24 protein-coding genes are annotated in these 24,010 nt (G+C 57.2%); 16 read left to right on the top strand and 8 right to left on the bottom strand.

Going from position 1 to position 24,010, the window contains the following annotated elements; genetic code table 11:
• Positions 1 to 139: 139 nt before the first annotated feature.
• Entirely contained in the window at positions 140 to 1,162 is a 1,023-nt protein-coding gene (locus Q1A07_RS17545) for a permease (protein WP_299783316.1), read from the bottom strand.
• Between the two features lie 83 nt (positions 1,163 to 1,245).
• On the opposite strand from Q1A07_RS17545, the gene Q1A07_RS17540 reads away from it, so the two are divergent.
• From Q1A07_RS17540 to Q1A07_RS17520, 5 genes are all read left to right on the top strand, one after another.
• Positions 1,246 to 2,103: a LysR substrate-binding domain-containing protein gene (locus Q1A07_RS17540; RefSeq protein ID WP_299783315.1), complete on the top strand. Its 858-nt coding sequence runs from the start codon at positions 1,246 to 1,248 to the stop codon at positions 2,101 to 2,103.
• Positions 2,104 to 2,207: 104 nt separating this feature from the next.
• Complete coding sequence (locus Q1A07_RS17535) at positions 2,208 to 2,816, top strand: hypothetical protein (protein WP_299783314.1); 609 nt, start codon at positions 2,208 to 2,210, stop codon at positions 2,814 to 2,816.
• Positions 2,817 to 3,134: 318 nt separating this feature from the next.
• Positions 3,135 to 3,656 (top strand): GAF domain-containing protein, encoded by a 522-nt coding sequence (locus Q1A07_RS17530; RefSeq protein ID WP_299783313.1) that lies wholly within the window; start codon positions 3,135 to 3,137, stop codon positions 3,654 to 3,656.
• A 195-nt stretch (positions 3,657 to 3,851) separates the two neighbouring features.
• Complete coding sequence (locus Q1A07_RS17525; RefSeq protein WP_299783312.1) at positions 3,852 to 6,197, top strand: cache domain-containing protein; 2,346 nt, start codon at positions 3,852 to 3,854, stop codon at positions 6,195 to 6,197.
• Complete coding sequence (locus Q1A07_RS17520; protein WP_299783311.1) at positions 6,181 to 6,828, top strand: response regulator; 648 nt, start codon at positions 6,181 to 6,183, stop codon at positions 6,826 to 6,828. The genes Q1A07_RS17525 and Q1A07_RS17520 overlap by 17 nt, the downstream gene beginning before the upstream one ends.
• Positions 6,829 to 7,294: 466 nt before the next feature.
• On the opposite strand, the gene Q1A07_RS17515 is transcribed toward Q1A07_RS17520, so the two are convergent.
• Positions 7,295 to 7,864 carry a DUF882 domain-containing protein gene (locus Q1A07_RS17515; protein ID WP_299783310.1) on the bottom strand — a complete coding sequence of 190 codons (570 nt, stop codon included), beginning with the start codon at positions 7,862 to 7,864 and terminating at the stop codon, positions 7,295 to 7,297.
• A gap of 302 nt (positions 7,865 to 8,166) precedes the next feature.
• On the opposite strand from Q1A07_RS17515, the gene Q1A07_RS17510 reads away from it, so the two are divergent.
• Genes Q1A07_RS17510 through Q1A07_RS17495 form a run of 4 tightly spaced genes read left to right on the top strand, consistent with a single transcriptional unit; the run spans position 8,167 to position 12,421 of the window.
• On the top strand, positions 8,167 to 9,780 hold the full coding sequence (locus tag Q1A07_RS17510) for a L,D-transpeptidase family protein (protein ID WP_299783562.1): 1,614 nt from the start codon (positions 8,167 to 8,169) through the stop codon (positions 9,778 to 9,780).
• Between the two features lie 32 nt (positions 9,781 to 9,812).
• Entirely contained in the window at positions 9,813 to 10,913 is a 1,101-nt protein-coding gene (locus tag Q1A07_RS17505) for a UDP-3-O-(3-hydroxymyristoyl)glucosamine N-acyltransferase (RefSeq protein WP_299783309.1), read from the top strand.
• Positions 10,914 to 10,947: 34 nt separating this feature from the next.
• Positions 10,948 to 11,205: an acyl carrier protein gene (locus Q1A07_RS17500; protein WP_299783308.1), complete on the top strand. Its 258-nt coding sequence runs from the start codon at positions 10,948 to 10,950 to the stop codon at positions 11,203 to 11,205.
• Between the two features lie 7 nt (positions 11,206 to 11,212).
• The gene (locus Q1A07_RS17495) at positions 11,213 to 12,421 is read left to right on the top strand and encodes a beta-ketoacyl synthase (protein WP_299783307.1); all 1,209 of its coding nucleotides are present in this window, start codon (positions 11,213 to 11,215) and stop codon (positions 12,419 to 12,421) included.
• A 50-nt stretch (positions 12,422 to 12,471) separates the two neighbouring features.
• Here the strand turns inward: Q1A07_RS17495 and Q1A07_RS17490 are convergent, their stop codons facing one another.
• Entirely contained in the window at positions 12,472 to 13,101 is a 630-nt protein-coding gene (locus Q1A07_RS17490; RefSeq protein ID WP_299783306.1) for an invasion associated locus B family protein, read from the bottom strand.
• A 419-nt stretch (positions 13,102 to 13,520) separates the two neighbouring features.
• On the opposite strand from Q1A07_RS17490, the gene Q1A07_RS17485 reads away from it, so the two are divergent.
• On the top strand, positions 13,521 to 15,068 hold the full coding sequence (locus Q1A07_RS17485; protein ID WP_299783305.1) for a helicase HerA-like domain-containing protein: 1,548 nt from the start codon (positions 13,521 to 13,523) through the stop codon (positions 15,066 to 15,068).
• A gap of 296 nt (positions 15,069 to 15,364) precedes the next feature.
• Here the strand turns inward: Q1A07_RS17485 and Q1A07_RS17480 are convergent, their stop codons facing one another.
• Positions 15,365 to 16,384 (bottom strand): helix-turn-helix domain-containing protein, encoded by a 1,020-nt coding sequence (locus Q1A07_RS17480; RefSeq protein WP_299783304.1) that lies wholly within the window; start codon positions 16,382 to 16,384, stop codon positions 15,365 to 15,367.
• A 64-nt stretch (positions 16,385 to 16,448) separates the two neighbouring features.
• On the opposite strand from Q1A07_RS17480, the gene Q1A07_RS17475 reads away from it, so the two are divergent.
• The 5 genes from Q1A07_RS17475 (at position 16,449) to Q1A07_RS17455 (ending at position 19,352) form a co-directional block, all read left to right on the top strand.
• The gene (locus Q1A07_RS17475; protein ID WP_299783303.1) at positions 16,449 to 16,835 is read left to right on the top strand and encodes a RidA family protein; all 387 of its coding nucleotides are present in this window, start codon (positions 16,449 to 16,451) and stop codon (positions 16,833 to 16,835) included.
• Positions 16,835 to 17,413 (top strand): TIGR00730 family Rossman fold protein, encoded by a 579-nt coding sequence (locus Q1A07_RS17470; protein ID WP_299783302.1) that lies wholly within the window; start codon positions 16,835 to 16,837, stop codon positions 17,411 to 17,413. The genes Q1A07_RS17475 and Q1A07_RS17470 overlap by 1 nt, the downstream gene beginning before the upstream one ends.
• Before the next feature lie 181 nt (positions 17,414 to 17,594).
• Complete coding sequence (locus tag Q1A07_RS17465; protein ID WP_299783301.1) at positions 17,595 to 18,236, top strand: EamA family transporter; 642 nt, start codon at positions 17,595 to 17,597, stop codon at positions 18,234 to 18,236.
• Entirely contained in the window at positions 18,220 to 18,714 is a 495-nt protein-coding gene (locus Q1A07_RS17460) for a GNAT family N-acetyltransferase (RefSeq protein ID WP_299783300.1), read from the top strand. Before Q1A07_RS17465 ends, Q1A07_RS17460 begins: the two co-directional genes overlap by 17 nt.
• Positions 18,715 to 18,770: 56 nt before the next feature.
• Positions 18,771 to 19,352 carry a GNAT family N-acetyltransferase gene (locus Q1A07_RS17455; RefSeq protein WP_299783299.1) on the top strand — a complete coding sequence of 194 codons (582 nt, stop codon included), beginning with the start codon at positions 18,771 to 18,773 and terminating at the stop codon, positions 19,350 to 19,352.
• Between the two features lie 36 nt (positions 19,353 to 19,388).
• Here the strand turns inward: Q1A07_RS17455 and Q1A07_RS17450 are convergent, their stop codons facing one another.
• The 4 genes from Q1A07_RS17450 to Q1A07_RS17435 form a co-directional block, all read right to left on the bottom strand.
• A complete protein-coding gene (locus Q1A07_RS17450) occupies positions 19,389 to 19,847 on the bottom strand; it encodes an NUDIX domain-containing protein (RefSeq protein ID WP_299783298.1) in 459 nt (152 codons plus the stop codon).
• Between the two features lie 37 nt (positions 19,848 to 19,884).
• On the bottom strand, positions 19,885 to 20,964 hold the full coding sequence (locus Q1A07_RS17445) for a nitronate monooxygenase (RefSeq protein ID WP_299783297.1): 1,080 nt from the start codon (positions 20,962 to 20,964) through the stop codon (positions 19,885 to 19,887).
• 35 nt (positions 20,965 to 20,999) lie between these two features.
• Positions 21,000 to 21,761 carry an SDR family oxidoreductase gene (locus tag Q1A07_RS17440; RefSeq protein ID WP_299783296.1) on the bottom strand — a complete coding sequence of 254 codons (762 nt, stop codon included), beginning with the start codon at positions 21,759 to 21,761 and terminating at the stop codon, positions 21,000 to 21,002.
• Between the two features lie 133 nt (positions 21,762 to 21,894).
• Positions 21,895 to 22,803 (bottom strand): LysR substrate-binding domain-containing protein, encoded by a 909-nt coding sequence (locus tag Q1A07_RS17435; protein WP_366944110.1) that lies wholly within the window; start codon positions 22,801 to 22,803, stop codon positions 21,895 to 21,897.
• A 232-nt stretch (positions 22,804 to 23,035) separates the two neighbouring features.
• Here Q1A07_RS17435 and Q1A07_RS17430 point away from each other — a divergent pair, with 232 nt between their 5' ends.
• Positions 23,036 to 23,869: an endonuclease/exonuclease/phosphatase family protein gene (locus Q1A07_RS17430; RefSeq protein WP_299783294.1), complete on the top strand. Its 834-nt coding sequence runs from the start codon at positions 23,036 to 23,038 to the stop codon at positions 23,867 to 23,869.
• Positions 23,870 to 24,010: the final 141 nt, after the last annotated feature.

Below are 24,010 nucleotides of genomic sequence, written 5' to 3'. Positions count from 1 at the left end.
ATGAGCAGCCTTCTGAGCAAAAGGTCGCCATCAGGTGTGACCCGCCAGCTTGTGCGAGCAAGCAACAGATCGGGCGAGCGGAGACTTTTGCGAGACAAACCTGCCGGAGCCGCGTGGCCGCCATCGTGGACGCGGGGATCTAAACAGCCCATTCGAACGCATACCCGGCTGCAAGCGAGCCCAGAACGGCCAATACGAGATACAGCAGGAATGGCTTCAGTTTCAGGATAGGCGCAATGGCAAGGGCACCCCAGATGCTCACCACGCCACCCGAGATGAGAAAGGCCATGGCAGCTCCCTCCGACATACCGGTTTCTATCAGACCCCGCGTCAGCGGCAGCGCGGCGTAGCCGTCGATGTAGGCAGGCGCACCAACGAAGACCGCCGCCGGAATGGCCCACCACTGATCTTCACCGACATAGGCAGCGAGCGAGCCGGGAGTGAGTGCGGCGTTCAGTGCATATTCTGCGGCGAAGGCCGGGATCAGGCAAATCAGAATCAAACGTGTCGTGGCCCAGAACTGCTTGGCAAAGGACCGGCGCCGGGTATCGGTACGCCAGATCCAAGGATCAAATGTCTGCGCTTGGCCACACCGTGCGGCGCTCAATTGCCTGGCCATGCCATTGTCACGAAGCGCGTGCAGCGCCCAGGATGTGCGGGCGAAAAGTGTTGTAATCGCCCCGCCAAACACGCCTAAACAAAAAGCGGCGATGGTTTTGCCAACCGCAAAACTCAACCCGAGTGTTGCAGCCGTCGTCGCAAGCATGGCCGGGTCTGTGATTGGGGAGGACAACCAGAACGCCATGATCGGGGCCAGGGGCACACCAACGGCCAGCAACCCGGCCATCAACGGCAGGACTGTGACACCGCACACCGGTGTTATTGCACCAATCAGCGAAGCGGTCAGAACCGTACGTAACGTTCTGCCCTCAAAGGCACTTGCGATGCGGGAATCTGCCCCGCTCGCAATAATCCAGGCTGCGAGAACGATGCCCGGAATGACGATGGGGGCGACGACAACCAATCCCCACAGGACAAATGTGGCGGTCTCCAACAGGTAAGTCGGCCAGATGGCCCCGATGCCCACCAATGTGAGCACGCAGATGCCCCAAATTATCAGTTTCCTGCTTGAGCGTTTTTGAACAATGGTTTGATCAGTCACCGCAAACTCCTTTTGCTTGAAGTTACGGAAGCTCAAGCCATATATGAAACGCATAATTCATATTTCAGGTATCGAAAATTCAAATGGAAAATCTGGATAGTGATCTTTTGCGGACCTTCGTCGCCGTCGCCCGAGCCGGAAGCGTGACGGAAGGAGCAGAGCAGATACACCGATCCCAATCTGCAACAAGCCTGCAAATTAAACGCCTTGAAGTGATCGTCGGGCACCCTGTGTTCGAAAGACATGGCCGGGGCGTGGTATTGAGCGCCGTGGGCCGCCGCCTGTTACCAATTGCACAGGAGGTAACAAACCGTCTCGATGTGGCCTTGCGCGACCTCTCGAAGGAAGCTGTCACAGGCAAGCTCCGGATTGGCATTCCGGACGATCATGGCAGGACAAAGCTCGCGCATATCATTGCAGCATTCACACGTCAGCATCCGCATGTGGAACTTGATGTGACCTGTGCCCTCAGCACGGGGTTCCCCGGCGCGCTGGAAAAGGGAGCACTGGATCTTGCCATTTACGAAGTCCAAACTTTGGGTCCGCATGAAGAATTGCTATTCGAGGACCCAACCTGTTGGCTGTCTTCCACAAAGGTGGATTTCACAGCGTGCGATCCCCTTCCGCTCGCGGTTTTTGATCAAGCCTGCTGGTGGCGCGACGCGGCAATCGGATCACTTGAGAGCAGCGGGAAACCCTATCGTATCGTCTATTCCAGCCAAAGCGTCTCAGGTGTGCTCGCGGCGGTAGAGGCCGGGATTGCTGTCGGCCTTCTGGCGCGTTCGTCTCTTCATGCGGGCCTTTCGGTGGTCAGCGACCGCCTTGGATGTCACCCGACACCAACGTCCAAGTTGGTCATGGCGACGAACCGGTCGTCAGATGACGCCCCAATGTCGGCAATGAAGACTGTCATCCGTGATGCATTCCTGACCAGGTCCTGAAATGAGACCCTTCGGAAAACTAAGGCACCCACCGGCCTGAACCCAGGGCGGACCTCAGCCTCTGCAATGTCAAGTTTCCGCGAGGCGCGTCGAGCCAGCTGGTGATGTCGTCACAGGCCGACTACCCTCGCGAGCAAACTATTGGCGTAAAAGAGCAAAACATGTGGAAATCGGCATTGGCACTTGCGCTTCTCTTGACGCCGGCTCAGGCGTACATCCTGGATGGTGAAATTATCCGACAAAACGGTAGCGGGATGTTCGTCAAGCTGACCACGGATGAACCTTTCGCCGTGGGGTTCGATACTTTCGATGACGACAATCTTTATGGCTTTGACGAGGATCAAAATATCACCCTTGTAGAGCCAATCCGCGTCGACATCGGCGGGCTCAATGGGGTCATCCCGCAGGGGTCGATTATCGCAAGCCACTACGTTTTTTTTGATAGCTTGTCTGGCACCCAATATGGTTTTGTCTACTTCGATGCGCCTATTTTGGGCATTGCAGCGTTTCAAGGGACGATGGCCAGGACTGATTTTCTGGCCAATACTTCTGTAACCTACATCAGTCCTGAACTGCGTGGATTGGAGCAAGGCGACAGGGTGTGGGTGGATGAGCAAGACCCGCATAAGCTTTGGGTGTTTTGGGCGGGCTCCTCACCGGGTGACTATATTCGCGTCTTCACAGATCAATCTCCCAGCGCGCTGAACATGTAACTCTGCAATGACGGGAAATCTCCAAGTGCTACGGTGTTCAGAATGTCGGCTGTCCTTTCACGCGCGCTCTGACAGACACCGTGATCACCCTTGGCCTGATCAGTTTTCCGTGCAGGTTTTGGTTCCAAAGAAGCCTGTATGTTCGTCATTTTGCCTGTGATACAGACCAAATAGCGGCCTCTAATCCGCTAAACGGTGCGTGAAATCATCAATCGAGGACTGCATATCTAGGTAGTTTTGCCTAGGCAATTCTGCATATTCTACTGATAGGCGATGTCGGGCATAATGGCGCGTTCGCCTCAGTTCAGGACAGAAGCCTTGAAGACCCTTTTCCCATCGAACCGACCCATTTCCGGCGAGGAGGATGACACTCTTTTAGTGGAGCGCACGAACGCGGCGGGGATCAGTATTGACGTCCGAAGTGCACAAGCGCGGATACTGCCGCATCTCATGACGGCACAGCTGCAATCCACAGCGTCTTTTCTGTTCTCTTTTCAAGATCTTCAGTCCGCATACTCGCGTGATCTGCAAGGTACATCCGATACGCATGACGACATTCTGCAGGCGCAATCCTTGCTCTTGGCCACGCATGCCACGACACTGTACGACGTTCTCAGAATAGATGATATCTACACCCATCCGCTGATCCGTCACGGCGACCTTCTGTCAGGTCACAGGATACGATCGTTTGCCGCTGCGCCGTTGCGGGCACCGGAGAAACAGCTTATCGGGGTAATATGTACCGTCGATACAATCGAAAGATGGTGGAGCGCCCGCGATATCCGCATCATAAGGCGAATTGTCGCTCAATTCGAAGCCCGTCATCTTTCGCACTCCTGAAATTATGTAACATACAGGACAGAGGGTATCGAATGATTGCGGATCTCAGACCGAGATGACTAAAACCACAAAGATCGGGGGCAGGGCAGATGCATGCCGCACTAACGCGCGCGCAGCAGAAGCCGCAAACCCTGCATGCCAAAAGACCGACGTGGCTCCCTGCTTTTTAAACCGCATTCGCAGGCGGATAACTGCATGAAGCTCTCGCTGGGTCTCATGTTGGCGCTGTGTCTCGCCGGTTTGCAGTTCGTCGCTGTGACAATCGTGGTGTTTTCCTCTTTTCTCACCTCAGAGAAAGTTTTGTTGGACCATGCTCGCCATCTGCTGCGTGACGTGGGGACCAACACCATCGAACATTCACGAGGCTTTCTGAAACCGGCCAAGGGGGCCGCCGAATTGGCCACGCGCCTTGCCGAAAGCCAGGTCATCTCCAGTGACAACTTCCAACAGCTTGAAAAACTGCTGTTCCAGCAATTGCAGATATCGCCGCAGTTTGCCGGCGTCTTTTATGGCGATGAGACCGGCAGTTTTGTCTATGTGATGCGCAGTAGCGGGCCCGGGCCGTTTCGAACCAAGATCATCCGGCAGGATGAGGAAACCCGTTTCGTCGAACTGATCTGGCGCGACAACGGATATGCGGAAGTTCTCCGAAGTCAGGATCCATTGGACCCTTATGATCCGCGCAGCCGGTTGTGGTATCAGAACGCCAGCAGCGAGCGGGCCAGCATCTGGACCGACCCCTACATTTTTTTCACCTCACAAACCCCCGGCATCACCGCAGCTTCGCCCGTTTTTAGTGCTGATGGAGAAATCCAGGGCGTCGTCGGCGTTGACATCGGGATCGAAGCGATTTCGGATTTCCTGTCCCGGCTGAATATCGGAGAGAGTGGCAAAGCCCTGATCCTGAACCGAAATGGCGACGTGATCGCCCACCCCAATCAGGACCTTATCAGCACCGCCAACGCCGATGGCACGTTCCGCTTTGTCAGCATCAACGAATTCGGTGATCCGGTGGCACAGGCCGCATTCGGCCCGTTGATCAGGGGCGATGAGGTCTCTGTCGAGCGCGAGGTGTCATCGCGTTTCGAGTACGGTGATGCCACATATGTATCGACCGTGATGCCGGTGATCAGCGAGGAACTGCCTTGGACTATCGCGGTCTATGCGCCCGAAACCGATTTCACCGGCGAGATCAAGGCCAACCGGACGCAAAATGTTTGGATCGCGGCTTTGATCGCCTTGATATCCGGCGTCTTCGGATTGATTCTGGCCAACTACATCCATAAGCCCGTGCGCGCCTTTGCGGTGCGTTCCTCTTTGGTGTCACAGGGCGAGATTTCTGCGTCCGAGCCGCTTCCCAATACCTACCGTGAACTTCAACGCGCCAATGAAACCCTGGTCCAGGCCATCGCGGAGCGCAAGAAGTCCGAAACCGAGTTCGGCCGCACATTTGACCTCGCCTCGCGGGGCATGGCCCAGATAGAAGCCAAAACCGGGCGGATCATGCGCGTCAACAGCAAGTTCGCCGCAATGCTCGGATATGATGCGGAAGAAATCCTGTCCCTGACCGCACACGACATCTCGCATCCGGATGATCCGGTTGCAGGCTTCTTCTTTGAGGATGGCGGACAGAAACGTTCTGAATACCTGCATGAAAAGCGGCTCCTGCGCAAAGATGGCACCGCGATCTGGGTCAGCGAAAACGTGATTGTCATCCGCGATGATGCGGGTCAGTCGCGCCACGCCGTGGTGACCGTTGACGACATCACCGAGCGCAAGGATGCGGAACGCAAAATCCAGCGCTTGAACCGCGATCTGTCGCATTCCTCGCGGGTCAACGTGATGGGACAAATGGCCACCAGCCTCGCGCATGAGTTAAACCAGCCGCTTTTGGCCATCACCCAGAACATGGATACCGCGCTTTACGCGCTCAAGGATAACGCCAGCGACACGGAAGAATTGAAAAGTATTCTGGAGGAAACAGACCGGCATGCGCACCGAGCAGGAGACATTATCAAGGCTCTTCGCGGGTTTGTTAAAAAGGACGGGGTGGAGAAAGCGGAATTCGATTTCGAGGAACTGCTGGAGCAAACGCTGCATTTGGTGCGTTCGGAGGCGAAGGAAAACGGCATCGGCATCCGAATCGATATCCGTGATGTGGAACCTGTCTATGGCTCACGCGTTCAGATTGCACAGGTCTTGCTGAACTTGCTGCGCAATGCCATCGAGGCCATCGGGGACAGTGACGTGCCAGAGCGCATCGTTTGGCTGAAAGGGCAGGAGAGTGATGAGGGCCTCACCATATCGATCACCGACACCGGCCCCGGCTTTGATCCACACGCAAACCTCTTTGAACAGTTTGAAACCACCAAGGAAGACGGTATGGGGTTGGGACTGTCGATTTGCCGCTCCATCATCGACTCGCATGGGGGAAAGCTATGGTATCAAAAGGATGACAACGGCCATTCGCAGTTCTGCTTCACGCTGCCCCCTTTGGTCCCCAAGAAGGTGAATGAGAAACTCAATGAATTCAGCGCCTGATCCTTGCGTATTCATTGTCGATGACGACGAGGATATCCGCACGTCCTTGTCCCGAGCACTGCGCACACGGGGGTACAACACCTGCGTTTTTGACTCTGCCCAGGCGTTTTTGGACGGGTATGAGGCGGATCAGTCGGGCTGCCTCATTCTGGACTATGGTATGCCGGAGATGTCCGGTTTGGAGTTGCAAAAGCTGCTGGTTGTACGTGGTTACTCGCTGCCGGTGATTTTCATCACGGGGCACGGCGGGGTGCCCGAGACAGTACAGGCGATGAAGCTTGGCGCCATCGACTTCCTGGAGAAACCCTTCCGGCAGGAAGCACTCATCAAGCAGATCGACACGGCCCTTGAACTCGACGCACAACGACGGCAGGGGCAAGATAAGGCGCGCAACGCCCGCGCAAGGTTCGAAAAGCTGACGGAGCGTGAACGAGAGATTGCAGGGCTGTTCGTTTCCAACCCGTCGAGCGCATCGAGCAAGGACGTTGCGCGGCAATTGGACATCAGCCCGCGCACCGTTGATCACCACCGCGCCCGCATTCTGGAAAAGATGCGGGTCAACTCGGTTGCAGAACTGATTGATCTCTCGAACACCACAAAGCTCTTCGAAAGCCCGGGAAAACGGGCATAGGTAAATCTACCTAGGCAATGACACGAATTTACCCGGGAACGCTTTTGGCGCATCAATGGCGAACAGTGTGGGTGTTGGATATCGTGTGCACAGTTACGTGTAGCCGAGTAACGAGTACTTAAGTTTGTTTTTAACTAGCTGCTCATTTGAAGTTCCATTTTCGCATCCGGAATCAGGATTCAAGTGTGTAACGCTTGGGCAAGCCGGAAGAGCGTTGCAATCCACTGCACACTGGCGGGTTGCAACGCACCGGGTGCCTCCGCAAAATCGCGTCTCTCAGCCACGGCCTGTCTCTTCCTCCCCCGATGGCCGTGCGTTCCATGGTATCTCTTCAACGGCCAGGAAGAGGGCGCGATGCGCAGGCCGCAATCCCGGCGTCACGATGGGATGTAGTGCGGAAAATTGCACACAAAAAGCGACCCTGAGGCCGCTTTCAATATCTCGATTTATACAGGATGAGCGGTTTTCAGCGCCCCCAGGTGCGCACGACTCCGCAGTCCATATGCACGAAATTGGACCGCGAGTATTTACCAACACCGCCGCCCTTGCAGGCCGCCGCGGCGCGCGCCACCTGACCAACCGATCGGCTCGACAAACGCAGATCAGCCGCCTGGCCTTTCATGTGCAGCGAGTTCTTGGCCACACCCCGGCTGCGCGAGCGCAGCATGGCGTTGGTTTGAGGACTGCGATAGCCGGACAGAAGCATGTAAGGCTCCGAGGCATCCAGAAGATTGTGCGCGGCCGACATGATGTCGATTGTGCGCAGGTCCATCGACTTGACGCCGTCGGTGCGCCAATCCCGCATGAAGTGGTTGATTTCCTTGACTGCTTCGCGGACGTACTTGCCCTCGATCCAGTAAATCATATCGATGCGCTCGCCGGTCCTGCCGGAATACATCTTGATACGTCGGATGTCACCACCGCCGCGCAGGAATCCCGCCGCGTTGGCAAATGTTGGTGCTGCTGTGATCGCTGTCGCCGCGAATGCGCCCAGAAGCGCACGGCGGGACATGCTCGATGAACCGTCAATCGTCATGTGGTCTTCGCCCCGTATTCTGCCTTTACCCGTGATGTTACACGGGGGTGTCATCTCTTCCCCAGATGCAACATTGGTATGTCATAGCCCTGATTGTTAACCAAGTGCTGAAAGGGGGAGCATCTGTTTTTGCGCAATTTTAGGCAAAATATCGCCAATAATGAGAAGGTGGATCACATTTTGCTGGAGCGATGCGCGCGTGCATCATTTTCACCTTTCCTTGACCGAAAGCCGAAATGTTATTGGACATGACAAGGGTGCGCGGTCACAACCGGTACGATTATTTTTCGAGTGAGGGTCTTATGCCGTCTTTGGTCTTGCGCAATCGTTCTTTGGTTTTTGCCTTAACAGGCTTGCTGTTGGCGCTCTTCAGTTACGTGACGCCGACACCTGTTGCGGCCCAGGTCACCGCTTTCAAACAGGCTGTGGCGGAAGCTGCCGCGCGCGACAAGGACATTTCCGCTTTCTATCAGGCCAATGCCTATGAAGGTATCTGGACCGGCAAGGGGCGTGATCGCAATCGGCGCTCTGCCCTCATCCAAGCCTTGACCGCGGCTGGGGATCATGGCCTGCCTGCTGCGCGCTATGACGTCGAGGGGCTGCAAGCCAAGATGAAAGCCGCGCGTACACCGCGTGATCTCGGCCTTCTCGAAGTCGAAATCAGCCGTGTCTTTCTGCAGTTCGCGCGTGATCTGCAGACCGGCGTCCTGATCCCCAGTCGCGTTGACAAAGCCATCGTGCGCAAGGTTCCCTACCGGGATCGCACGTCGTATCTTGTGAACTTTGCCAAATCCTCACCCAAGGGGTTCTTTCGCGCACTGGCGCCCAAGACCCACGAGTACACAGGGTTGATGAAAGAGAAACTGCGCCTTGAACGTCTGCTGGCGAAGGGGGGCTGGGGTCCAACCGTTCCTGCGAAAACCCTGAAACCCGGCGCGTCGGGCACGGCGGTTGTGGCCCTGCGGGACCGCCTGGTACGCATGGGTTTCATGAAACGGAACGCCGGTCAGAGCTATGACGCAAGGATGACCGCCGCCGTGCAGCAGTTCCAAGGCGCCCATGGTCTGGCGCAGGACGGCGTGGCCGGTCCAGGCACGATGAAAGAGGTCAACGTCTCCGTGCAGGAACGCCTGCAATCCGTCATCGTCGCGATGGAACGCGAACGCTGGCTGAACCAGGAACGCGGCAAGCGCCATATCGAGGTCAACCTGACCGACTTTACGGCCAAGATCATCGACAACGGCAAGGTCACCTTTGAGACCCGTTCCGTCATCGGCCACCGTGAGCGCGACCGTCAGTCCCCGGAATTCTCCGACGTGATGGAATTCATGGTGATCAATCCCAGCTGGTACGTGCCACGCTCCATCGTGACCAAGGAGTACCTGCCGGAACTGCAGGCAAACCCGAACGCCGTAAACCATATCGAGATCACGGATCGGAACGGGCGCCGGATCGACCGGTCAGCGGTGGATTTCACCCAGTTCACGGCGCGTACCTTCCCCTTTGCCATGCGCCAGCCGCCAAGCCGCGGCAATGCGCTGGGTCTGGTGAAGTTCATGTTCCCCAACAAACACAACATTTACCTGCACGACACGCCGGCCAAGAACCTCTTTGGTCGCGAAGTCCGTGCCTACAGCCACGGGTGTATCCGTCTCGCCGATCCGTTTGATTTTGCCTATGCGCTGCTGGCCAGGCAGACCAGCGATCCAAAGGGCTTCTTTCAGGCGCGTCTGGCCACCGGCAAAGAGCAGCAGGTCGATCTGAAACAACCGGTGCCTGTGCATATCATCTACCGCACCGCCTTTGTGGACGGGAAGGGCCGCACCCAGTTCCGCCGCGACATCTACGGACGGGACGGACGCATCTGGAACGCCCTCTCCAAAGCAGGGGTGGCGCTGCGCGCCGTTCAGGGGTAAATCTGCGCCCGGATCAGACCGGGGGCAGCACCATGACAGAGACAAGCCACAGCGTTCAGGAGATTGCCGCCGCTCTGGGATCAGAGGCGCATGGCGATACGAGTTTGCGCGTATCCCGCGCTTCGGAGCCGCAAACAGCGGGGCCTGATGATATCGCCATTGCGACCAGCCAGACCTATGCGGATGCGCTTAGTTCCGGCCAGGCCCGCGTTGGCCTGTTGTGGCAGGGGGCGGACTGGGAAGCGCTTGGGCTGAAGGCGGCGATTATTCCCAACCGCCCGCGCTATGCGATGTCCGGCATCACCAAGCTGATGGACCCCGGTCAGGGATTTGGCGCGGGCATCCACCCCTCTGCGGTGATCGACGCGACAGCGGAACTGGGCGCGGGCGTCAGCGTCGGGCCTTTCACGGTGATTGGTGCGGGTGCAAAGATTGGCGCAGGATCTGTTATCGGCCCGCAGTGTTTCATCGGCTGGAACGCCGAAATCGGCGAGGACGCCTTTCTACGCGAAGGTGTGGGTATCGGCGCCCGTGTCCGGATCGGTGCGCGGTTCATCGCGCAGCCCGGTGCGCGGGTTGGCGGTGATGGGTTTTCCTTTGTCACCCCGGACCGCTCCGCCGTCGAAGCGACGCGCAGCACTTTGGGCGATCAGCAGGAAACGGAAGCGCAGTCCTGGACCCGCATCCACTCGCTCGGCGCTGTGACCCTGGGCGATGACATCGAGATCGGCATGAATTCGGTGATCGACTGCGGCACCATCCGCGACACCATCGTGGGCGACCGCACCAAGATCGATAACCTCGTGCACATCGGACATAACTGTGTGGTCGGCACAGACTGCCTGCTCTGCGGCTGCGTGGGCATCGCAGGGTCGGTGGATATCGGCAACTACGTGATCCTCGGCGGGCAGGTCGGCGTCAGCGACAATATTTTCATCGGGGATGGTGTGATCGCAGGGGGCGGCAGCAAGATTCTCTCCAATGTGCCTGCAGGGCGCTCCATCCTCGGCTATCCGGCGGTGAAAATGGAAACCCACGTCGAAAGCTACAAGGCCACGCGCCGCCTGCCGCGCATCCTGCGTGACGTTGCGGCCTTGCAGAAAGCGGTTTTCAAATCGGGCCAGAGTGACTAAATCCAAGGGCGGGTAAAGCCGGAGGATTGAGCGCGTGAGCACGCAAGACAAAGTCATCGCCATCATCGCGGAACAGGCTGTTCTGGATCCATCCAACGTCACCATGGACAGCACACTTGAAGACCTCGGGATCGACAGTCTCGGGCTGGTGGAGAGCATCTTCTCCATCGAAGAGGCCTTTGACATCTCCGTGCCCTTCAACGCCAACGATCCCAAGGCATCGGACTTCGATATCTCCACTGTGGCCTCCATCGTTGCAGGTATCGAACGCCTGCAAGCGGAGCAGAGTTGACGCCAAAATGAAACGCGTCGTCATCACCGGGGCAGGGACCATCAACGCGCTGGGGCATGATGTGCCCTCGACCCTGGCAGCGATGCGCGCCGGTGTGTGCGGCATCGGGGCACTCGAATTGCGGGATGTGGAACGCCTATCGATCCAGATCGGCGGGCAGGTGCGGGGGTTCGAGGCCGAGGGCCGCTACAACCGCCAGCAAATGTCACTCTACGACCGCTTCACGCAATTCACACTGGCCGCGGCCAAAGAGGCCATCGACCAGTCGGGCCTGACCTTCAGCGGTGAACTGGCGGCGAAATCGGGCGTTGTTCTGGGCACGGCGGGCGGCGGCGTCAGCACCTGGGACGACAATTACCGCTCCGTCTACGAAGACGGCAAGAACCGCGTGCACCCCTTCGTAGTCCCCAAGCTGATGAACAATGCGGCCGCCTCCCACGTGAGCATGGAGCACAACCTCAAGGGGCCCTCCTTTACGGTGTCCACGGCCTGTGCCTCGTCGAACCACGCGATGGCCCAGGCGTTTTCCATGGTCCGTTCCGGCATGGCACCGGCCATGGTGACGGGCGGATCGGAAAGCATGCTCTGCTTTGGCGGCGTGAAAGCCTGGGAAGGGCTGCGGGTGATGAGCCGCGATGCCTGTCGCCCGTTCTCCGCCAACCGCAACGGCATGGTGCAGGGGGAAGGGGCAGGTGTCTTTGTCTTCGAGGAATTCGAGCATGCGCGGGCGCGTGGCGCGGACATTCTGTGCGAGATTGCCGGATTTGCCATGTCCTCGGATGCCAGTGATATCGTGATGCCATCCAAGAACGGCGCATCACGGGCCATGTCCGGCGCGCTGGCCGACGCCGGGATCAATCGCGACGAAGTGGGGTATATCAACGCTCATGGCACCGGTACCGCAGCCAACGACAAGACCGAATGTGCGGCGGTGGCAGACGTCTTTGGGCCGCATGCGGACAAGCTGATGATCTCTTCGACCAAATCGATGCACGGACATCTGATCGGCGGCACCGGGGCGGTGGAACTGTTGGCCTGCATCATGGCCCTGCGCGATGGGGTCATTGCCCCCACCATTGGCTACGAAGAACCCGATCCGGAGTGCGCGCTGGACGTTGTCCCGAACGAGGCCCGTGAGGCCAGGATCAAGGTTGCCATTTCCAATGCCTTTGCCTTTGGCGGCATGAACGCCGTGTTGGCTTTACGCGCGACGTAAAAAAGGCCGCCCCGATCCGGGGGCGACCGCGTTGCACATCTGACGTACGCTTATTGCTCGATCACCGACACGACATCATAGGCGGCGGTGAAGCCGGTCAAGGACAGTGAAATGTCGACTTTCTGATCAGGCGCCAGAACCGGTACGATGGTCAGCGTCGCCTGATTACCCTTCTTGAAGCCGTCGATATCCTCCTGGGTCAGTCCAATCCGCGCGTAGCAGCCAATGCTGTTGCAAAATGCGAAAGGATAGCGCTTGGCGGCATTGCTATCGATCTTGACCGTCAGTTGCGCAGCCAGTGATGTCTCCAGCGGGACAATCACCGTTGCACCGGCGCGGGCCTGCCCTTCTCCCGGCAGGCGGAACAGGGTGAATTCCGAGATGGGCGTCCCCTCGCCATCGGCCAAAAGTTGATACATCTGACAGGGGTCGTCGCCTTCCTCCGTCTTGATGCACCGCATGCTCCAGTCGCCGTGTTCTTCCTTGACATAGGTCTCGCCAACTTTCGGACCTTCGGACGCCTCTTCGCCGAGGCTCAGACCATCCGCAGGACCCGGTGTTTCCTGTGCAGGTTCATCGGCGGTTTCTTCCGTTGTCGTGGATTGAGCCATCGCACATGATGCGGCAAGGATCAGCGGCAACGCTGTTGCGATGGAATAAAATGACGTCAGCTTGGGCATGATTGCTCCGTGTTCATTGGTTTTCTGCGGTGTATCATGCGGTCAGCCAAGTGTCAGTCCCATGCGCATGAAATCGCTGTGTAACCCGCCAGTTTTTTATTGCTATGGCCGCTCAATAAGAAAAGGGATGCGCAACGCATCCCTTCCCAAATTTTCTTCTCCCCGTCGGACTGGCCGACTTATTGCGGGGAGGCTACGCAACCGGTTTCGCGCCGTCAACCGGAAAGTCGTAGAAATTGAGACTGATAAGATAAAATCATCGTGTAAAAAGGGCCGTACCGAAAATCGGCACGGCCAGTCTGACAGGGAGGATGCCCATGCCGGGAAGGACATAACCACCAGCCGGGCAAATTGACTATGGCCCTCAAAGGTTAAAAACGTATGGTCAGAGGACGTGTTTTTTCAAGGGGGCCTTTGGCGTGACATCAGACATCTTTATCGGCGGCGGCGGGCCGGACTATGGCGTGCAGCAGTTTCTCAGCCTTGGGTATGCGAACCGCCACGGGCTGATCGCAGGCGCTACCGGCACCGGCAAGACCGTCACGTTGCAGATCCTCGCAGAGGGGTTTTCCAACGCGGGTGTCCCGGTCTTCCTGTCGGACGTGAAAGGGGACCTCTCGGGTCTCGCCAAAGCCGGCAGCGAAAGCCACAAGCTGCACCGCCCCTTTACGGAGCGCGCGGAGAAAATTGGCTTCGCCGAGTACATCTACGAGGCTTTCCCGGTGACCTTCTGGGACCTTTTTGGTGATCAGGGACATCCGGTGCGCACCACTGTCTCCGAGATGGGGCCGCTGCTGCTCGCCCGTCTGCTGGAGCTCACTGACGCACAGGAGGGTATCCTGAACATCGCCTTCCGGCTGGCGGATGAGGACGGGCTGCCGCTCCTCGATCTGAAAGACCTGCAATCGCTGCTGGTCTGGATCGGTGAGAACGCCAAGGAATTGTCACTGCGCTACGGTAATGTCTCCGCCGCTTCTATCGGTGCCATTCAACGCCGTCTGCTGGTGCTGGAAAATCAGGGCGGGGCAGGGCTCTTTGGGGAACCGGCGCTGGCGCTCTCCGATCTCATGCGTATTGACGCAACGGGCAAGGGTGAAATCAACATCCTCGCCGCAGACAAACTGATGGGCGCTCCGGGTCTCTACGCCACCTTCCTGCTCTGGCTTCTGTCCGAACTCTTTGAGGAACTGCCTGAGGTAGGTGACCCCGACAAACCCAAACTCGTCTTCTTCTTTGACGAAGCACATCTGCTCTTTGACGATGCCCCCAAGGCGCTGGTCGACAAGGTCGAACAGGTGGCGCGTCTGATCCGCTCGAAGGGCGTCGGCGTTTATTTCATCACCCAGAACCCGGCGGATGTGCCCGAAGACATCCTCGGCCAGCTTGGCAACCGCATCCAGCACGCCCTGCGCGCCTTCACTGCGAAGGACCGCAAAGAGCTGCGCATGGCCGCCGAGACCTACCGCGAGAACCCGGCTTTCGAGACTGAAGAGGCGATCCGCGAGGTCGGCGTGGGCGAGGCCGTGACCTCCATGCTGCAGAAAAAGGGCGTGCCGGGCGTGGTCGAACGTACGCTGATCCGTCCGCCGTCGTCACAGCTGGGGCCCATCACCAAGGCCGAGCGCGCCGAGATCATGGTGGGTTCCGACATGGCCGGAAAATACGATGACCCGGTGGATCGCAAATCCGCCTTCGAGATCCTGAAGCAACGCGCGGACCAGGCTGCCGCAGAGGCTGCCAAAGCGGAGGAAGCGGCGGAGGAAGACGCGTCCCCGCTCGCCCGCGAATTCAGCGCCGCCCGCCGCTACACCGGCGCCCGCGTCGCCCGCTCCACCTCTCGCGCGAGCCGCCGCCAGAGCAAAACCCTCGGCGGCGCCGTCGCCAACGCGGTGATCAAAGAGCTCTCCGGCACCACCGGCCGCCGCCTCGTAAGAGGGATCTTAGGCGGGCTGTTCAAGGGGCGGTGAGCCGTGCATGTGGATTTCGAGATGTCCGCAACGAGCCCTACCAGGTCATTGTGATTTTGTGCTGCGCGCGCACGCAGCGCGATAATACGGCGTAAGCGAAAACTTCAATGCCGCTAAGCAGCGACAGAAACGGCCATGATGCGGCTCGCAGCATGGATAGGGCTGATCAGTACAAACGCTGTGTGTGCATTGGTCCGAGTGCGGTTACGCAACAAAAAAGGCCAGTGTTGTTGCGACAACCTTGCAAGTCGTCGACTTGTCTTCTCCGGTTGGCGGGCAGAACCTCATCTGATGGATCATGAATGACTGCTCAATTGTGTGATCGGAAGGCTATGTTCCCCAAATCGATTTCGATACTGCGTCGGTAACACCCCAAGACGCTTCATGAAACTCCGTCGCATTTTCTGTTCAGTGACGAACCCTGATAAAGTCGCAATTTCCTTGATCGGTTTCCGGCTGTGTTCCAGGTACGTTCGTGCAATTGCCAACCGGCGCCCTTCGACAAAGTCGGACGGGCTTTGAGAGAACTCCCGCTTGAAATCCCGGTGGAGCGTTCTTTCTGTCGTACCGGCGACCCTCGCCATGTCCTTCACGCTCCAGGAGGCTGTCGGATCTGCTTCAATACGGCTGTAGAGGTCCGTCAATCGTTTGCTCGTCGTGGACTGTGCTCTGAGCGGCGCTGAGTATTGTGATTGACCGCCTTGCCGTTGCATGAACACGACCATCTCTCGTGCCACGGCCAATGCAGTGCGCCTTCCATGATCTGCTTCCACCAGCGACAACGCCAAATCAATGCCAGTGGTCACGCCAGCTGAGCAGTAAAATTTGCCGTCTTGTGTGAATATCTTGTCCATGTGCCAATCGACATTTGGAAACTGGCGCGCAGCCAATTTAGTTCTCTCCCAATGCGTCGTTGCCTTTCGCCCCTCCAACAGTCCGGCTGATGCTGTCAGCAAACTGCCCGAACAAATTGAAACCAGCCGTTCTATCTGAGGTTCAATGATGGTGAGGAAGTTTTGGAGTGAGGCACTCTCCAGTTTTTGGTCCACGCCGGGACCGCCCGGAATGACGACATCCTGCGCGACGATCGTGGTGTCAAACGATCTGTCTGAGTGCAGCGTAAGGCCTGTATCCGTGACAAAGTCAGAACCGTCCTCGGTAATCGTCGTGATCTCGTAAACTTTCCGACCCAGAATTTTGTTCGTAGAGCCGAACACCTGGGCGGGCCCTGCAACATCCATCAGCAGCACATCGTCAAACCCCAGGATGAGCACCTGACGGAGGTGGTTTGTCTGATTATGAGTGTTCGCAGTCATTTCCGACATACTTGATGCCGCGTAGAGTGCTGTCAACCGCAGCCACTAAAACGAGGTTCAAATCATGTCGCCCATCCACATCACGGACGTCTCAGGCGTGCCAGCATCCCCTTCGCCGATCTCTAATGCCGTCGTCGTCGGCAACACATGCCATATCTCAGGTCAGCTTTCGGTCTATGATGATGGTTACCGTGCAGGCAGTGCCAAGCAAGAAGCAGAGCGCGCCTTTGATCTTGTGTTCAAGGTGGCACATGCTGCCGGGTTCAGTGGCGATGCGATTGTTTACATCGATATCGCCTTTTCCGACATTGAGCGCGACTTAGCCGATGTGAACGAGGTCTGTCGCGCGCGGTTTTCTCAGTTTCCGGCACGCACAGTCTATGAAGCTGCCAGGCTGCCCTTTGGGGCAAAGATCAAAATTCAGGCGGTTGCCATGAAAGAGACCGCTTAATGGCTGGCAAGTGCATCGCCGTATTTTGTGGTTCTGCCTCCGGCCGTCATCACAACTACCACTCCGAAGCCTTTGCTGCGGGCGGTACCATCGCCCGCGCGGGTCATACGCTCATTTATGGAGGCGGAAGGGTAGGTCTGATGGGGGCTGTCGCGGATGGGTGCCTGAATGCTGGCGGTCATGTTGTCGGAGTGATGCCGCAAGCCCTTGTGGACCGCGAGATTGCACATACTGGTCTGACAGAAATGATCATTGCAGCTGACATGCACGAGCGCAAAGCAAAGATGGCGGAACGCGCTGATGCGTTTGTCGTCTTGCCCGGCGGGAGTGGCACCCTTGAAGAGTTCTTTGAACAATGGACATGGGCGCAGATCGGATATCATCAAAAGCCCATCGGCTTGCTCAATATAAACGGCTATTTTGACCCGCTTTTGGCCATGATCGACCAAATGGTCGACGCGGGCTTTTTGTCTGAGGCGCACAAGGGCATGCTGTTTCAGGGACCAGATATCGACGCGCTACTGATCGGATTTGCCAATTACAGGCACCCTGCGAAAAAGGTCTACGAGACATGTTGATGATGCCGGCCCGATGCGCGGCAACCACGCGGGGCAAAAGGTGAAGACGATAAATCTACCCAAGACGAGGGGCATCCGTCCCGAGGACAGCCTGACCGTCGCAGTGGCGCAGATCGCCCCAGTATGGCTAGATCGCGAGGCGACGCTTGCAAAGGTGATGACTTGCATAGAACAGGCTGCCATGACGCTCTACTTTCTTGCTATCGCCCGTATCCCCATATCGCCTGCAGTCAGCGCGTATTTTGTCGGTCCCGTTGTGGCTGTCGCGCTGTCGGTCCTGTTTCTGAAAGAGGCGATGAGCGGACGCAAGGGCCTTAGTCTTGCGCTTGGATTTGTCGGCTCGCTGGTCGTTTTGCAGCCGTCGGGGAATACTGAGATTGGCCTCATCATGGCCTTCGGAGCAGGCCTGTTCTTTGCGCTTTATCTGATTGCGACCCGTCAGGCGTCTCAAAACAGCGACCCCATAAAAACATTGGCCTTTCAATGTGTCATTGGCACGGTCTTGCTGAGCCCGCAGGCAGCTTTCACCTTTGAGATACCGCAGCTGGATGTCCTTCGGTTGTTTGCCGGCCTTGGGGTGATTTCTGCTATTGGGCATCTGATGACAATTTTGGCCTTTCGATTGGCCGACGCCTCCACCTTGTCGCCTCTGGTTTACCTCGAACTGGTCGGGAGCGCGATTATCGGGTTCATGGTTTTCTCCGAGATTCCAACACTGACAACTGTTGCAGGTGCAGCCCTGATCATAATCTCTGGATTGGTTCTTCTTCGACGATCAGCAATTGAAAAACAGGGGGCCGCGGGACATGACACAATCACCTGAAATCATCAACTGCGCTGCGTTGGATGAGGCCCAGCTTGCAAAGCTGCGCGCCCTCAGCGTGACCCAAGAGCAGGCCGAATTTGGTGGCACGTTTCCCGACAGTCTGGAGACCATCCTTTCGGGTGTTGACGGTTCAGTGCAGGGGTTCTGCTTTCTGGAAAAGGGCGAACCGATTGGCATGGTTGTTCTCAAGCAAGCCCCTGCAACAGCAGATTGGGTGCCGGGCGACGCTGTGTCGCTGCATGGTTTCAAAATTGACGCAAACTGGCAGGGCAAAGGGTATGGGCGCGCGGCATTCCGTCTTGCGGTCGAGGCGGCAGCACGCAGCTGGCCTGAGGCGACGCAATTGGTTCTGGCTGTCGATGCGGAAAACTCCGCAGCCCTTGCCGTCTATCGCAGCTATGGCATGACGGATAGCGGGCCTGTGTATTCAGGACGTATTGGAAAAGAGCACCGTCTGTCGAAAGCCCTTCGCTGACTGTGCAGAGTGGTCTACCAGATCGAGACATAACCGAACGAAGCCGTTCCTATTAAATGAGGCGCAGTGAAATGGCATTTTCATTCCCCGCTGGTTTTAATCCACAACCTTTGCTCAGCGCGAGTGGACTGGTATTGAAACCGCTCGTTGAAGGGGATCGACACGAGTTGACGCAAGCGGCCAGTGACCCTTTGATCTGGCAAGGGCATCCTGTAAGCGACAGGCATGAAGAGCGCGTCTTTACGCCCTACTTTGATATGTTGCTCGGCTCAAACGCAGCACTCACTATTCGCGATGCAGCGGGGCGAATTATTGGCTGCACAGTCTATTACACTGACACCAACGCGCCTTCTCGCTTGTCGATTGGGTTCACGTTTTTGGTGCGTGCGCATTGGGGTGGCAACACCAACCGGATCGTGAAGCGTCTGACACTCAGGCATGTGTTCGCGCAGGCCAGCGAAGCGTGGTTTCACATCGCCCCTGACAATCTACGTTCACAAACCGCGACCATGCGCCTTGGCGCCGTGTTCACGCATGAGGCGGACATTGATCTCGCAGGGGCTGCGGCCCGGTGGCGATGTTACTGCCTTACGCAGGAAAGCTGGCACGCCAACGATGCGGCATACAGCAAAACATAGGATGCTGGCCCCGGCGCTGGTGAAGGCTCGTACCGGCTATGTGGGAAACACCGAGTGTTGCAGCGGCAGCTTTATGGGAGCCGGGAAGCCATTTGCCAGATCGTCCCAAAACCTGCCACGCAGTATCCGGGGAAAAACGTGCCCATCGGGCAAGTGATCGCGTGCGAACCAACCCGCTTCTACGGTTCTTTCATTGGCGGCAGGGTTGTTACCAACGTTGATGTCGCCTGAAACAAATTCTGCGAAGAACCAAAATTTCACCATCCGGCCAAATGGATCAATCAGCTCGTCAATATAGGCAAGGGCCTTTGCCTCGCAGATGATGCCCGTCTCTTCGAACGTTTCACGTGTCGCTGTTTTGGCCAATTCCTCGTCACCTTCTGCCCCGCCCCCAGGGGGTGCCCAGTAGTCAAACCGGCCCGGTTCGTAATGCCGGACAAGCAGGAGGTGCCCCTCTTTGACAACAAGTGCGCCTGCCGAAATGAAGTGCTTCATACCCTTCTCCTGAGTTTGGCGGGTGCGCCGCGCGCCGCTAACTCGCGATGTCCGCAAAAACGCGGGCGGTTTCCACCGCCAGTTCCGCAATCAGCTGCGCAGCCGTCAATTCGCGGTTCAACCCCGCGGCCTGACCATATAGCAGGAATTGCAAATCCAGATTGCCACTGTCTATTCCCAATTTCTTGAGTGGCCCGCTATAATTATACATCAGGGGAAAGTCCGGCAGGTCTGACCGGCCGCCGGCCATATGCTGTGAGTAGGGTGTCTGTCTTGCACGGCACGGACGTCCCGAGAATGCGCGTGAGAGATGGGTATCTTCGTCGGTAGCGGACAGTATTGCGGTGCGGTGAAGCGCTGTAATGGGTGCCTCCTGACAGGACAGAAATGCGGTTCCCATCCACACGCCGCTGGCCCCCAGGGCGCGCGTTGCGGCGATGGCGCGTCCGTCGCCAATTCCACCTGCTGCGATCACGGGGACATTCACCGCGTCAACAATCTGGGGCACCAATGCCAATGTGCCGACACCTGTGTCTTCAAAATTGGTCTCGAACGATCCGCGATGCCCGCCTGCTTCCCAACCCTGGGCGACGACGATCATCACGCCAGCCTTCTCCAGCGCTATGGCTTCGCGGACAGTCGTTGCTGTTGCGGCAGTCATGATACCCACCGAATGCAACGCATCAAGCACATGTGCGGTCGGGCAGCCGAAATGGAAACTTACCATGCCCGGTCGTTCCCTCATCAGCACGGCGAGTGTCTCATCGCCGAAGGTTTCCAGATCTGTCGATGATGCATCAGGCGGCAGACTGAGGTTGTGCGCGTCATAGATCGGCCTGACCAGTTCTCTGGCGACAGCGTCCAATTGCGGATCATATTGCGGGGTCTGATGTAAAAAGAAGTTCAGGTTAAAGGGGCTTTGGGTCGCCGTGCGCATCTCTGATATACGCTGCTCCAGTTCCGAAACAGACATCTCAGCACAGCCTAACGATCCCATGCCACCAGCATTGCTGACAGCAGCAGCAAGTGGCACCAAAGGGGCTTGCAAAATCATCGGTGCTTGAATGATCGGAACGTCTATTCCCAAAAGTTCCGTAAGGTTATTGCCGGGCCACATTGGGTGGTTCCTCTTTAGATAAAAAGTGCATCACGCTACCGCCCACCGGCTGCTGCCACGATAGCACCGGTGACATAAGATGCAGCGTCATCCGCGAGCCAAAGAACGGTATTTGCGATTTCCAGAGAAGTTCCCGGGCGTCCCATCGGGGTTTGCGCTGCCAATCGGGTGGCCCGGTCTGCATCGCCAGCGTTCGCATGCAAATCCGTATCCACGAAGCCGGGGGCCACGGCATTGACGCGAATACCTTCAGACGCAACTTCTCGCGCCAGGCCAAGCGTGAGCGTGTCCATTGCCCCCTTGGACGCGGCGTAGTGGACCCATTCGCCAGCACCTCCATACTGAGACGCGCGAGACGATACATTGACAATGGCTCCGCCAGCGCCGCCCGTTCGTTTGGACATCTGGCAAACGGCCTCTCGACTGCACAGGAACGCGCCAATGACGTTGGTGCTCATGACATCAGACAGTGTCTGGGCAGTCACATCGCATACTTTGGCAAAGCCGCCGGTAACCCCGGCATTGTTCACCAGAACGTCGACAGGGCCAAAGACCGCGTTGGTTTCGGCAAACATATCCACCACGGACGCCTCTTCGGAGATGTCGCATCGAATGGCATGAGTGACGATGCGGGTGATATTCAATTCATCCACCAAGGCGTGCGCAGCTTCCGCACTATTAGCGTAGTTGATCACAACACGATAGCCGGATCGAACGGCAAGGCGCGCGATTTCGGCGCCAATGCCGCGTGATCCACCTGTGACCAACATGGTTTTCGTTTTGTTTGCCGTCTCCATAGGTTGTCCCCGCACCAACTGCGATTTCCGAGGGTTTCGGAGCGTCGTGATTGGGAGACGGATCACACGTCAAATGAGCGTGGTCCAATACTGTTTGCGTTCCCTTTCATACCGATCGGAAATAACGCTGACGTCAGGAGGTGTCGTTGTGCAGATAGACCTGGCTTTGCCGGGCGCATACATCCAGAAAATTCTCCAATGAAGGCGACGAGACATCCTTTCGCCAAGCCGCAGACAGGACTGTCTTCGGGCATGTTTCACCGATCTCGACAAATGCAACTCCGCTGCGCGTTTGCCGCGCGACGGACTGGGCGACAAATGTCAGCCCGATACCCTGCGCAACAAGGATCAACGCTGTTTGAAGATGCAGGACGTCCTGTACAATGTCAGGCTCAACCCCGGTGTCACGTAACGCCTCAAGGATACTGTCGGTGAGACTAGGTTTTGGGTGACGTGGGTACAAAATGAGCCGCTCATGCCGCACGGACGACAGAGGAACCTGCGCCCTGCCAGCAAGTGGATGTGCTTTATGAACAGCAAGAACAAGCGGTTCTTCCAACAGGGGTTTCTGCTCAATCCCATCGAGGTCCGACAACGCCGGGCGCACGATACCGACATCAATTGTTTGCTGCTGAAGTCCGATGGCAATCTGTCCGGCAAGCATCTCATTCAAAGACAAATCCACCTTTGGGAACTGTTCTCGAAACTCGGAGAGAATGCCGGGCAAAACCGAGTACAGGGCCGATCCAACAAACCCTATATTCAACTGACCCGTTTGGCCTTTGCCAATGCGTATAACATCCGCCCGGGCGGCCGTGTTCAACTCCAACAAGCGTTTGGCATGACCCAAAAGTGCCTCACCTGCCCAGGTCAGCCGCATCGGCCTGCTGCCACGTTCGATCAGGACCGTATCCAGATCATCTTCCAGCTGTTTGATTTGCAGACTGAGGGGGGGTTGCGCCATATTCAATCGTTCAGCAGCCCGCGTGAAATGCAGTTCTTCAGCAACCGCGATAAAATACCTGAGGTGTCGGTGTTTCATCCGGTTCCTTTGAGTTGATGCTTTTCTGTTCAATACCTTACACAGCAGTTTCGCAACTGCACCGCTTTTTTGAAACGGCCTTTGCCGCCGTGTATCGTATACTGGGCGGCCAGGGTTCTTCAGGCGAAATCACAGCCGTAAGGCAACCGGCTAAAGGACCGACTGTCCCTGTTTCCAAAGTTCGGTGCTTTAATTGATATCGCCATTGCGACCCCTCTGAAATGCTGCAACCGTGAACTTTGTGATGGATGCTGGGGGAAGACGCGTGGAAATAATGTGTTTAAACGGATGGGGTGGAAAACTGCATCAACAGCTGTTGCCATACATCGAAACAACCGCGCCAGACGTCCTTTGCCTGCAGGAGGTCGTGCACAGCCCTGTATCTGACAAAGACTGGCTGACGTACAGGGATGGCGACCATATCCTCCCCCAGCGGGCCAATTTCTTCCGAGATGTCTCCAGAGCTTTGCCCGACCACACGGCGGTCTTTTGTCCGGCAGCACAGGGCGTCCTTTGGGATGGCGAACACTCCATTCCTTCACAGTGGGGTCTTGCAACTTTTGTACACAAATCGGTTCCGATTATTGGTCAGGTTCAGGGTTTCGTTCACAAGAATTTTTCGCCCTTTGGATACGGTGACCACCCCAGATCGCGCAGCGCCCATAGTGTCCGGATCTTTGATTATCAGTCTGATCGGCACGTCAGCATTACCCACATGCACGGCCTGCGCGATTTGAACGGAAAGATGGACACGCCAGAGCGTAGCGCACAAGCAAAACGGCTGTTGGGCATGGCGCAACAGGTGTCGGGCCCAGACGACTTGATGGTTGTATGTGGTGACTTCAATGTCGAACCGGATAGCGAAACGCTGCAAATACTGGCGGATGCCGGGTTAAGTGAGCTCGTAACTGGGCGCGGGTTCACCAGCACGCGGAACTCGCAGTATAAAAAGCCCGGACGGTTTGCAGATTACATGCTGGTCAGCGAACCGGAGACAGTCAAAGGCTTTGATGTGGTCTATGATCCAGAGGTATCGGATCATTGCCCGCTGATACTCAACGTTTAGCCAGGCCATTTAAATATGGTTGGTGATCCTGCCACAGCCAGCTAGGAACAACGCCTATGAATGGCCGGGTTGACGACACACGCGGCGCCGCAACAAAGAATGTGCCGCAACTGCGCACTAATGCTGCGTCAGCAAAGCGCG

Source organism: uncultured Roseobacter sp., from assembly GCF_947492555.1.
GTDB lineage: Bacteria > Pseudomonadota > Alphaproteobacteria > Rhodobacterales > Rhodobacteraceae > Roseobacter.
The sequence above is the reverse complement of the archived record's forward strand: the minus strand, read 5'-3'. Positions and strand labels throughout refer to the sequence as shown.